At 70.5% G+C, this 11,479-nt stretch carries 10 protein-coding genes; 6 read left to right on the top strand and 4 right to left on the bottom strand.

The window, feature by feature from the left end; all coding sequences use genetic code 11:
- Window positions 1-76: 76 nt before the first annotated feature.
- Together SY2F82_RS19230 and SY2F82_RS19225 are read left to right on the top strand one after the other, a co-directional pair.
- A complete protein-coding gene (locus SY2F82_RS19230; RefSeq protein WP_200420327.1) occupies window positions 77-712 on the top strand; it encodes a helix-turn-helix domain-containing protein in 636 nt (211 codons plus the stop codon).
- On the top strand, window positions 709-855 hold the full coding sequence (locus tag SY2F82_RS19225) for a DUF6126 family protein (protein ID WP_200420326.1): 147 nt from the start codon (window positions 709-711) through the stop codon (window positions 853-855). The genes SY2F82_RS19230 and SY2F82_RS19225 overlap by 4 nt, the downstream gene beginning before the upstream one ends.
- A gap of 21 nt (window positions 856-876) precedes the next feature.
- On the opposite strand, the gene SY2F82_RS19220 is transcribed toward SY2F82_RS19225, so the two are convergent.
- Window positions 877-1,674 (bottom strand): tyrosine-protein phosphatase, encoded by a 798-nt coding sequence (locus SY2F82_RS19220; protein ID WP_200420325.1) that lies wholly within the window; start codon window positions 1,672-1,674, stop codon window positions 877-879.
- Between the two features lie 187 nt (window positions 1,675-1,861).
- Here SY2F82_RS19220 and SY2F82_RS19215 point away from each other — a divergent pair, with 187 nt between their 5' ends.
- The 3 genes from SY2F82_RS19215 (at window position 1,862) to SY2F82_RS19205 (ending at window position 6,360) form a co-directional block, all read left to right on the top strand.
- The gene (locus tag SY2F82_RS19215; protein ID WP_200420324.1) at window positions 1,862-3,934 is read left to right on the top strand and encodes an alpha-galactosidase; all 2,073 of its coding nucleotides are present in this window, start codon (window positions 1,862-1,864) and stop codon (window positions 3,932-3,934) included.
- 242 nt (window positions 3,935-4,176) lie between these two features.
- On the top strand, window positions 4,177-5,169 hold the full coding sequence (locus SY2F82_RS19210) for a phosphotransferase (RefSeq protein WP_200420323.1): 993 nt from the start codon (window positions 4,177-4,179) through the stop codon (window positions 5,167-5,169).
- A gap of 405 nt (window positions 5,170-5,574) precedes the next feature.
- Window positions 5,575-6,360, top strand: a complete 786-nt coding sequence (locus tag SY2F82_RS19205) for an SGNH/GDSL hydrolase family protein (RefSeq protein ID WP_200420322.1) — start codon at window positions 5,575-5,577, stop codon at window positions 6,358-6,360.
- Between the two features lie 284 nt (window positions 6,361-6,644).
- Here SY2F82_RS19205 and SY2F82_RS19200 read toward each other — a convergent pair whose 3' ends face one another.
- Window positions 6,645-7,220 (bottom strand): carboxymuconolactone decarboxylase family protein, encoded by a 576-nt coding sequence (locus SY2F82_RS19200; RefSeq protein WP_200420321.1) that lies wholly within the window; start codon window positions 7,218-7,220, stop codon window positions 6,645-6,647.
- A gap of 200 nt (window positions 7,221-7,420) precedes the next feature.
- Here SY2F82_RS19200 and SY2F82_RS19195 point away from each other — a divergent pair, with 200 nt between their 5' ends.
- Window positions 7,421-8,605 (top strand): MBL fold metallo-hydrolase, encoded by a 1,185-nt coding sequence (locus SY2F82_RS19195; RefSeq protein ID WP_200420320.1) that lies wholly within the window; start codon window positions 7,421-7,423, stop codon window positions 8,603-8,605.
- Window positions 8,606-8,701: 96 nt separating this feature from the next.
- On the opposite strand, the gene SY2F82_RS19190 is transcribed toward SY2F82_RS19195, so the two are convergent.
- Complete coding sequence (locus SY2F82_RS19190; RefSeq protein WP_200420319.1) at window positions 8,702-9,976, bottom strand: glycoside hydrolase family 6 protein; 1,275 nt, start codon at window positions 9,974-9,976, stop codon at window positions 8,702-8,704.
- Between the two features lie 162 nt (window positions 9,977-10,138).
- Entirely contained in the window at window positions 10,139-11,104 is a 966-nt protein-coding gene (locus SY2F82_RS19185; RefSeq protein WP_200420318.1) for a glycoside hydrolase family 6 protein, read from the bottom strand.
- Window positions 11,105-11,479: the final 375 nt, after the last annotated feature.

The following is an 11,479-nucleotide window of genomic DNA, read 5'->3' as shown; positions in this document are numbered from 1 at the left end:
ACCCTCCGGGAACCGGAGCTTTTGCCTGTCAGGCAAGAAATTTGCCGCAGGGGCAAGGCTTCGGCTCAATGGAGGCATGAGCTCTCCTGAGACCGATCCCGGCACCGGGATGGAGGACGGGCCGTCCGAGGACCTGCCCGTCGTCGCGCCACAGCTGCGTGCGCTGCGCCGTCGCGCCGGGCTGACCCTGGAGGCCGCGGCCCGTGCCGCCGGGCTCTCGCCCGCGCACCTGTCCCGGCTGGAGACCGGCCGGCGGCAGCCGTCCCTGCCCATGCTGCTGGCGCTCGCCCGCATCTACAGTACGACCGTCTCCGAACTGCTCGGCGAGACCGTCGCCGACCGGGACGCCGTCGTGCGCGCCGCCGACATGGAGCCGACCCGGGCGGGCGGCTGGGCGTACTGGCAGGCGGGCGGGGCCGGACGCGGCATGCAGGCCCTGCGGGTGCACATCCCCTACGGCACCCAGGGCGACATCGTGCGCGTCCACCCGGGCGAGGAATGGCTGTACGTCCTCAAGGGGCGGCTGCGGCTGCGCCTCGGCGACTCCACCCACGTCCTCGCCCCGGGTGACAGCGCGCACTTCGACTCGCTGACCCCGCACCGCCTCGCCGCCGCCGACCACGACGGCACAGAGCTGCTCTTCGTCCACACCCTGCTGCAGAGCCCGACCACCGCGCTCTGCCTCGGCCCCACCCCTGGAGAGATGCCATGACCGAGCAACCGGAACCCCGACCCCGCAGGGTGATGGAGGAGAAGTTCCCGCGTGGACTGTGGGTGCGGCTGATCGTCTACATCGCGGTCGGCCACCTGTTCGCCGGCTTCATCTACCTGCTGTTCCAGGTGGGCGCGAAGTGAGCGCCCACCCCGGACCGCACCTCAGTCCAGCAGCCGGTCACGCAGCCGCTCCCGCACCGCGGGCGTGATCCGCAGCCCCTTCTCCAGGTAGGCCTGGACACCGCCCCAGGTCTCCTCGACGGTCTCCATCGCCGCCGCGAGATACTCGGCGCGCGCGTCGAAGAGGGGGCTGAGCAACTCCATCACCTCGGGGGAGTACGCGTCGGGCGACGAGCCGTTGCGGCGCACCTTGTAGCGGCGGTGCTTCGCGTTCGACTCCAGGTAGTCCGCGACGATCGCCTCACGCTCGACCCCGAGGGCGAGGAGCGTCACCGCGATCGACAGCCCCGCGCGGTCCTTGCCCGCGGCACAGTGCATCAGCGCGGGCACGCTGTCCTCCGCCAGCGCGTGCAGCACCTGGGAGTGCTCGGCCGTGCGCTCCTTGATGATCGTGCGGTACGACAGGATCATCCTGTTCTCCGCCTTGCCGTCGGCGAGCAGGCCGCGAAGCTGCTCCAGGTCGCCGTCGCGGACCATCTTCCAGAACTCGGCGCCGTGGGCCGGGTCGGTCAGCGGCAGGTTGACGTTCCGCACGCCGGGCAGCTCGACGTCCGGGCCCTCCAGCTTCTTGTCCGCCGCGTTGCGGAAGTCGAAGATCGTGTGCAGGCCCAGCGAGGTGAGGAAGGCCGCGTCCCGCTCCGTCGCGTGCGCGAGGTGGCCGCTGCGGAAGAGCACTCCGCGCCGCACCCGCCGCCCGTCCACGGTCGGCAGGCCACCCACATCGCGGAAGTTGCGTACGCCGGTCAGCTCGGGCTCGGTAGACGGGACCTGCTGCGTCACGAGGGCTCCTCCCATCCGACCGCCGGCGCTGTTCGCCGGCGGGCCGCGCCTCGACGATACGGCACCGTTGATCAGGCGATCGTCCCCGGCCGGCGCCCGCCTGACGGACAGGCGTTGCCTGCGAGACACCTCACACCCGATGATGTCGGGACCTGATCGGACCTGTTCGAATCTGTGGGAGCATGTGATGCTGGAGATCGCCGCGGACGGCCGCACCTGGCTGCTGTCAGGGACCACGAGCAGCTACGCCCTGCGGCTCGCCGAGGACGACACGCTGCTGCACCTGCACTGGGGCCCGCGGATCGCCCTCGCCGACGCCGAGGCGCTCGCGGCGCTCCCGGCACCGCCGTACCGGCCCTTCGAGTCCCCGCTCGACGGTCGCGAGGAGTATCCGGTCGAGGGCGGCCCCCGTTTCGTACGCCCCGCCCTGTCAGTGCGTACCGAGGAGCGCCGCGGCACGGAGTGGGCGTTCGAGGCGTTCGAGGCCGACGGCGACGAACTGCGGCTCAGGTTCACCGACGCCGGACTCCGGATCACCCTCCACTACCGGATGCGCGGCGATGTCGTGGAGCGCTGGGTGACCGTCGCCAACGACGGCCCCGCCCCCGCCGAACTCCTCCGCGCCGACTCCGCCACCTGGACCCTGCCCGAGCGCGAGGGCTGGCGCCTCTCCCACCTGCACGGCCGTTGGGCGGCCGAGTCCCGGCTGGTGCGGTCCGAGCTCACCTACGGCGAGAAGGTCATCGGCAGCCGCCGCGGCCACACCGGCCACCAGCACCTGCCGTGGGTCGCGCTGGACACGGACGCCACCGAGGAGAGCGGCGAGGTCTACGGCTGCACGCTCGCCTGGTCGGGCACCTGGCGGATCGCCGTGGCCCAGCTCCCGGACGCCCGGGTGCAGATCACCGGCGGCGCCGGGTACGACGACTCGGGCCTGCTGCTCCTTGCGCCGGGGGAGACGTACACCACCCCCGTCTTCGCGGGACTGTGGAGCGACGGCGGCCACGGTGGCGCGAGCCGTGCCTGGCACGCCTACCAGCGTGCGCACATCGTCCCGGACGCCGACCGGGACCGCCCCGTGCTCTACAACTCGTGGGAGGCCACCGAGTTCGACATCTCCGAGGAGCAGCAGGGGGCGCTGGCGCGGCGGGCGGCGGCCATGGGGGTGGAGCTGTTCGTGGTCGACGACGGCTGGTTCGGGGCCCGTACCAGCGACCGCGCCGGGCTCGGCGACTGGCGGCCCAACCCGGACCGCTTCCCCTCCGGCCTCAAGCCGCTCGCCGACTACGTGCACGCCCTGGGGATGCAGTTCGGCATCTGGGTCGAGCCCGAGATGGTCAACCCGGACAGCGACCTCTACCGCGCCCACCCCGACTGGGTGCAGTACCAGCCGGGACGGAAGCGGACGGAGTTCCGCAACCAGCTCGTGCTCAACCTTGCCCGCAAGGACGTCCAGGAGTATCTCTGGGAGCAGCTCGACGCCCTGCTCTCCAGCGCCCCGATCGACTATGTGAAGTGGGACTTCAACCGCTGCTTCACCGACGCCGGCTGGCCCGGCGAGCCCTATCCGCAGCGGCTGTGGGTCGACCACGTGCGTGCCTTCTACGCCCTGTTGGACCGGCTGCGGGCCGCCCACCCCCATGTCGCCTTCGAGTCCTGCTCGGGCGGCGGCGGACGTGTCGACCTGGGCGTCATGAGCCGCACGGACCAGGTGTGGACCTCCGACAACACCGATCCGCTGGACCGGCTCGCCATCCAGCACGGTTTCAGCCAGATCCATCCGGCCCGGGTCATGGCCGCCTGGGTCACCGACAGTCCGAACGCGATGCTCAACGGGCGGGTGAGCTCGCTGCGCTTCCGGTTCGTCAGCGCCATGGCCGGGGTGCTCGGTGTCGGCGGCGACCTCGCGCAGTGGACCGAGGAGGAGCTGGCCGAGGCGCGCGACTGGGTCACCCTCTACAAGGAGATCCGGCCCGTGGTCCAGCGCGGTGACCTGTACCGGCTGCGGCCGCCGGCGGGCGGGTTGAGCGCGGTGCAGTACGTCCTCGGCGACGAGACCGTCGTCCTCGCCTGGCTCCAGGCACAGCACTACGGCGAGCCGGTCACCCCGCTGCGGCTGCGCGGCCTGGACCCGGCGGCGACGTACGAATGCAGGGAAACCGGTGAACTGCACCGCGGTGCGGTTCTACTGCATCATGGGCTGCGGCCCGCGTTGCGGGGTGACTTCGATGCGACGGTCATCCGGCTGCGCCGCATCTGATCGTCGTGCCCGGATCGGCTGTTTCCTCGTAACTCCTCCCCCGTGAGGGGCTTCTGAAGTACCGGCACCTGAGCAGTGTCATAGGCCGCGCCCGGCGGGCCTGGCCCCGTACGTCGTCGTGCGCCCGTCGACCGACGTGCGGGGCCTTCTGGAACTGTTTTCAAGCTGTGGATGTCCGAGATTGTGGGCAGGGCGACCAATTCGATTGCCGCTGGGGTGCCGGGCGGGTTGACTGACTGGCCATGAACCTGGCAGAAGCGGCCGAGCGGCTCGGGTTGGGGCAGTTGCTGGATGCCCCGGTGCTGCTCAAGGATGACGAGCAGAGCCCGGTGTGGAAGGCCGTTACCGACTCCGGCTCATGGGTGGTGAAGATCGTCCCGCTCTGGGGTGACTTCTGGTTGCCCATGGCAGCCCAGGCAGGGGCGCTGGAAGCCGCCGCGTGGGAGATCGGTGTCGCGATGCCCGAGCCGCAGTCGACGACGCTGGGAGAAGCGGGTCTGTGGCGACCGATCGGCGACGGTTTCTACGCTCGTGCAGTGCGCTTCGTCGAGGGCGCGCATCCGACCGCGCCGACACCCGAACCGTTGGCGGAATGGGCCGGCGGGCTCGTCGCCGACCTTGCGCGGTGCGCGATTCCAGCCGACCCGACCGTCGATGGCGACTACCGGTCGAACTCCCAGGAAGAGTGGGAGGAGTGGTTCGCTCAGGCCGAACGCCTCGAGGTCCTCAGTGCCGAGCATGTCCGCATCTTCAAGCTGTCGGTGGAGCAGGCCGACGCCATGGTCGAAGATCAGCAGGAGTTGTGGCGATCCAAGTTGGTCATGCACCGCGACATCCGGCACCAGAACATTCTGACCGGCTCCGATGGACCGGTGCTGTTGGACTTCGATGCCGCTGGGGCGCAGGACCCATGGTGGGAGCTTGTCTTCACCGCTTTCCATCTCGCCGGCTTCAGCCGCGGGTTGGATGTGCCGGAGCGCCGTATCGTCGAAGCGTGCCTGTCCGGGTATGTCGCTGCGGGAGGGGCAGTCGGGGCGGTTGATGAGTCGGCGTTCACCGGTATGTTCGCCGGACGCGTGGGAGCGGCGACTTGGCAGCTGTGGATGGCCTGCGGCCACCGGGGCGGGAGTCCGGAGTACCAGGCCGGCTTCGCTCAGGCACTCAGGGAGTCGGTGACGGCGATGGCCGTGATGCTTGAGTCGATGCCGACCTGGGCCACTTGGCTCAGGGCGTAAGCGCGAAACGCTGCGCAAGGCGCCGCCAACAGATGAGGGTCTTGGCGTTTTTGGCGAAGCCTTCGTGCCTGATCGCGTGTGATCACCGGGATCAAGTACCCGGACGCGGTAACTGCGCCCTCTCATGACGTTGGTGCCACGGCCACGATCACTGCGCCGTGGGGTTGTCGTAGAGCCGGGAGGAGATTCGAACCTGCGCACACGGCCCCGGAGGCCGTGTCGACCGGGTGCAGCATCCGAAGGCTCGTCCAACACCCCAGATCAGGGGCCTATTCCTGATCGACGCAGATGCGGCGAGTGGTTTATCTCACCGTCCGTCAACCTTCGCCTACGGTCGCGTAGCTCACATCACAAGGTGAATCATGGACCGATGTGGCAGACGATTCGAAGAATGACAACAGATCAGTGATCGGGTCGTACGTGGCGGTGGGGGACAGCTTCACCGAGGGTGTCGGCGACCCGGGGCCCGACGGGCAGTTCGTCGGCTGGGCCGACCGGTTCGCGGTCCTCCTCGCCGACCGGCGGCCCGAGGGCGACTTCCGGTACACGAACCTCGCCGTGCGCGGCAAACTGCTCGACCAGATCGTCGAGGACCAGGTCCCCAAGGCCGTCGAACTGGCTCCGGACCTGGTCTCGTTCTGCGCGGGCGGCAACGACATCATCCGGCCGGGCACCGACCCCGACGAGGTCGCCGAGCGGTTCGAGCGGGCCGTCGCGGTCCTGACGTCCGCCGTCGGCACGGTGATGGTGACCACCGGGTTCGACACCCGGGGCGTGCCGGTTCTCAAGCATCTGCGCGGCAAGATCGCCACCTACAACGGCCATGTGCGGGCGATCGCGGACCGGTACGGCTGCCCGGTCCTCGACCTGTGGTCGCTCAAGTCCGTGCAGGACCGGCGCGCCTGGGACGACGACCGTCTCCACCTCTCGCCCGAGGGCCACACCCGCGTCGCCCTGCGGGCGGGCCAGGTTCTCGGCATGGAGGTACTGGCCGACCCGGACCAGCCGTGGCCGCCCCTGCCGCCGCGTGGCACGTTCGAGGTACGGCGCGACGACATTCACTGGGCACGCGAGTACCTGGTGCCGTGGATCGGACGGCGGCTGCGCGGAGAGTCGTCGGGGGACCGGGTGGTGGCCAAGGGGACGCTGTCGCCGGACGACATCAGGGTGAGGATCGCGCAGGCGGTGTGAGGTCTCCTGGCCTCCTCTCCTCGACCGCCGGAGGGAGTTCGAGGAGGAAGCCGCTCAGGCAGAAGCGGAAGTCTGGGGTGGAGCTCGGCCGGGCCCGGGGGCGGAGCCCCCCAGGCCCGGACGGTGCCCTGCCGCCGGTGGCAGCGACCGGGGCGTCCACGCGGTCGCGTCCGCGCCGACGATCCCGGCGGCGACTGCCGAGCTGTACGACGACGTCGAGGCGCTCGCCGCCGTGGTTCACGGTTCAGGACCTGAGCCGGGGCCGCTCGTCGTTCGAGTGACCGCTACCGTGCGGAGCTCGTCCGCCGCTCCACGGGCGGCAGGTCACAGGAGTCCTTGAAGCCCTGGCTCGTCAGTCCGAGCGCGGCGTTGATGCGCGAGCGCAGGTTCTCCACCGCGACCATCGCCGTCAGCTCGACGAACGCGGGCTCGCCCAGCCGGCCCAGGAGCCGTGCCGCCAGGGCGTCGTCGACGGTGGGCGGGGTGGCGGTCATCGCCTCGGCGTACTCCATGACGTCGCGCTCCAGTTCCGTGTACGCGTCGCTGTCACGCCAGCGCGGCACGTCGACCAGCTTCTCGCGGGCCATGCCGCGCCCCCGGCTCACCCAGTAGCCGAAGTCCATGCACCAGGCGCAACCGATCGCCGCGGCCGTCGCCATCTCGGCCAGCGCCTTGAGGTCCGGGTCCAGCTTGTTCCACTTCGCCACCGACTGCTCGAACCGCAGATCGCTCCACAGCACGCGCGGCTGGTGGGCGAGCGCCCTGCCGGGGTCGAGGACCTTTCCGTACGTCCGCTTCGAATACCACTCCATGACGCGGAAGAAGAGCGTGCGGCGGGGGGTTAGGGAGATACGGGCCATGGGGCACCTCCAGTGCGTCGTTCCCGGGCGCCCCGTGGTGGGCGCCCACACGGGTACGACGGACCGGCGCGCACGGATGTGACATCCGGCCCGCGCGGCGAACCGCGTCCGGGACGGACGCCGCCGTGTGACATGGCCGACCCGGCACTGTCGTACGGGCCGACCATAATGAGGACCTCACCCACTCCACTGGAGGTGCCGTGACCGGTTTCGGTCCCCTGAGCTCCGGGCTCCGCGCGCTGCGACCCACCGCCTTCGGCGTGGATCCCAGCGGGGAGCGCCTGACGCGGATCCGCAGATCACCGCACTTCGCGGACGGCGCCTTCGTGAACCCGGAGGGCACCCGGACCCGTCCCTCGGGCGGGTCCGCGCTGGAGCTGGCGAAGATGTACTTCCGCAAGGAGGACCGCGCCCGCCGTGCCCCGGCCGGTCCGATCCCCGTGCACCCGACGACCTACGCCGACCTGGCCAAGCCCCCGGCGAGCGGGCTGCGGCTGACCTGGATGGGTCACTCCAGCGTGCTCGCGGAGATCGACGGGCACCGGGTGCTGTTCGACCCGGTGTGGGGGCAGCGCTGTTCGCCGTTCGACTTCGCCGGACCCAAGAGGCTGCACCCGGTGCCGCTGCCGCTGGCCGCGCTCGGCCCCGTCGATGTCGTCGTCATCTCCCACGACCACTACGACCACCTCGACCTGCCCACCATCAAGGCCCTGGCCGGCACGGACACCGTGTTCGCGATACCGCTCGGCGTCGGCGCCCACCTGGAGCACTGGGGTGTGTCCGCGGACCGGCTGCGCGAGCTGGACTGGCACGAGTCCACGCGGGTCGGCGGCCTCACGCTGACCGCCACCCCGGCCCGCCACTTCTGCGGCCGCGGCCTGCGCAACGGGCAGCACACGCTGTGGGCGTCGTGGTCCGTGGCCGGCGACGAGCACCGCGTCTACCACAGCGGCGACACGGGCTACTTCGAGGGCTTCAAGGACATCGGCGCGGCACACGGCCCGTTCGACGCCACGATGATCCAGATCGGCGCGTACTCCGATTTCTGGCCGGACATCCACATGACCCCCGAGGAGGGCACGCGCGCCCACCTCGACCTCCAGGGCGGCGAGCCGCACGGTGTGCTGCTCCCCATCCACTGGGCCACCTTCAACCTCGCCCCCCACGCCTGGGCGGAGCCCGGCGAGTGGACGAAGGCCGCGGCCGACGCAGTCGGGCAGGCGGTCGCGGTCCCGGTTCCGGGCCGGCCCTTCGAGCCCGCCGGCGACCTCCCTACGCACCCCTGGTGGCGGGAGGTGTCCCCGCCGCTGCACCGCAAGTGGCCCGTTCCGGAGATCACCCCGGTGGCATCCCGTGACGACCTCGACCTCGTGGGCGAGGGCTGACCGTGGACGAGCGCGCTACGGCGAGCCGATGGTGCGCCAGTGCACCCGGCGCAGGTCGTGTGTGTGTCCGGGCGCGTACGGAGACGTCCGCCGGACTCAGCGGTTGAACGTCAGGCGGGGTACCGCGTTGCGGGCCAGTGCGTGGGCCTGGTCGGGCCACCAGGTGCCGGCGGGAGGGTCGACGATGCCGTACTCGGGGTCGATCGTGCCGCCGGTGCTGCGCGTGCAGCTGCCGTCGGACTCACCGGGGATCTTTATCCACAGGTAGGCGTCGACGAGCGGGACACCGGTGTCGGCGGTGGGGCGCGGTCCGAGACCGCGGCCGGGCGCGTTGCACCAGATCTCCGGGTCCCCGCTGTACTTGCCCGGCGCCGGGGTCCAGGCGCCCCGACCGTTGCGGCTGGTGTCGATCACGAAGTGATCCAGGTCGTCGGCCGGCGGGGTGCCCACGTTCTGGTCGAACCAGGCGTCGGTCCACCGCCAGGTGGCGGGGTCCGTGGGAGAGACGGCATGACCGGGGGCGCCGTCGTTGGGGGCGGCGGACGAGTAGTACTGGCTGGCGCACCAGTCGGTGTGGCCGCGTGCCTGCCCAGGGCCCTTGGTGGCGAACCATATGCACTTGGCGATCCAGGTGCCGTATCTGGCGTTGTGGTCGGTGGGGTGGTTGTTGGACACGTTCAGGGCGAAGCCGTCGCCGTACTGGACCCCGGCATCAAGCAGTCGCTGCGCGATGTCGCCGACGGCCCGCCACTGTACGTTGCCGGCGTCCAGGTAGACCGCGGTGCGGGACCGGGCCTTCAGGGTCTTCACAGCGTAGGCGAGGTCGGCGACGCGGGCGGCCGTGAGTTCGCCGGTCGGGTCGGTGGTGGGCCCGCAGTCCCTGGGAAGGTTGGCCAGGCCGTCGGGTTCGACGACGACCACCGCCTTGTCGTCGCCGACGCCGGCGGCGAAGGCGTCGATCCACTTGCGGTAGGCGGCGGAGGATGCGGCTCCGCCGCTGGAGTACTGGGAGCAGTCCCGGCCGGGTACGTCGTAAGCGACCAGGACGGGGGTCCGGTCCACGGCCCGCGCTCGGCGGACAAGCCTGTTCACCTTGACGCGCACCTCGTCGGGGGTGCCCTCGGTGAACCATTCGGCTTGCGGCCAGCTCGCGAGTCCGGCCATGTTCGCGGCGTTCTCGATGTCTCCGTTCCGGAAGTCGACGAGGGCCTGTCGCGCGGCCTTGCTGTGCGGGTCCACGTAGAACTTCGTGGCCGGAGTGATCACGTCCTGCGCGGGTGTGGCCTGCGCCTGCGTCGCGGTGAGGGCGGCGCAGGCGGTGAGCGCCGCAATGACGGCAGCGGCGCGGCGCCGTGGGCTGCGTGGCTTCATTGCTGCTCCTGGGGTGGATTGACGGGGGAGCGTCTGCCGCCGAGGCGGGCTGTCGACCGCCTGGGGCGGAAAGGGTGAGCGGCGGACCCGGACGGGCTGCGGCGGACGGTGCCCGTGGCCCGGTCGCGGGACAGGGACGTACCGGGTCACGGCGGTCCGGGGTCAGTAGCCGTAGATCATCTTGTAGGCGACCTCGGGGAGGAACTGACCGGCCGATGAGCCGGATCCGACGCCGCAGTTGCCGTCGGACTCGCCCGGGGTCTTGACCCACAGAAGCATCTCGGCGCCTCCGCCCTTCTGGGTGGGGGCGCCGATGCGGCGGCCTGAGGGGTTGCACCACTGGCCGTTGGAGCCGTTGCCGTTGCGGCTGGTGTCCACGACGAACGGCTTGGTGTAGCCGTAGCGGGCGCCCAGTTCGCTGTTGACGGCATTGCCGTAGGCGATGTTCTCGGCCGTGGTGTAGTAGTTGGAGATGTTGAGCGAGAAGCCGTGGGCCTGTCGGAGGCCGGCTTCATGGAGGCGCTGGGCCATGGTCGCCGGGCTCGCCCAGTTCGGGTTGCCGGCGTCCAGATAGACCCAGGTGTTGGGTGCCTGGCGGTTGAACTGCGCAAGGGCACCGGTGATCATGCCTTGGCGTTCGGCGATCTGAGCCTGGGTCATGCAGCCGTAGTCGGCGAGGGAGTCCGGTTCGAGGAGGACGATGGCCGGGCGGCCCGCGATACCGCCGGCGAACTGGGCGATCCAGCTCGCGTAGGCGGACGGCGATGCGGCTCCGCCGGCGGAGTGCCCGCCGCAGTAGTCGCGGTTGTAGATGTTGTACGCGACGAGAATGGGCAGCTTGTCCTGACCGTCCGCGGCGCCCGCGTACGCACCCGTGGCGGTGCCGATGGTGCCGCTCCAGGAGCCGAACCAGTGGGCCATCGAGGTGTTGGCGATGGAGGCGTTGATCGCGGGCGCCCGGCCGTCGCCGGGGTTGGCGGCGACCCACCGCTTCACGCTGGAGTCGGGGTCCACGTAGAACCCGCTGGTCATGGTGGTCGGGTCGGCAGCGTGGGCGGACGGTGCGAGGGCGAGCGCCAGCGGCAGAGCGGAGAACGCTGCCACGAGGGCGCGGAGTCTGCGGCGCATGACTTACCTCGGTTTCCTGGCAGGGATGCGTCGCACGCTCTCGTCCCGAGCGTGCGGCGCGCTGAGGAAGTGCGGTGGTACGAGGCCCCTTGGACCGAAGGGCTGGGGCGGGGGCGCGCCCCGAAGAGCCGGAGGCTGGCTTTGGGAGCGCTCCCATTGGAAGCGCTTCCAAAAGGACGGAGGACTTTTGGTGTGTGGCCGGTATCGTGTTGCGCTCTGGTGAAGCTGTCAAGAGGCGATGCACAACCTGCACTTCACATGAAGAGAACAAGGCTCTGCAGTCCTGGAACTGGAAGCGCTACCAGCCCCGGGCTCTCAAGGACCCGTATCTGCCCTCCGTCGCCCACCGGCTGGATGGCAGCGAAACCGGGTCGG

The organism is Streptomyces sp. Y2F8-2 (assembly GCF_014905555.1).
In the GTDB taxonomy this organism is placed as follows: Bacteria; Actinomycetota; Actinomycetes; order Streptomycetales; family Streptomycetaceae; genus Streptomyces; species Streptomyces cynarae.
Note: the sequence above shows the minus strand (reverse complement) of the source record. Positions and strands in the feature narration are given on the sequence as shown.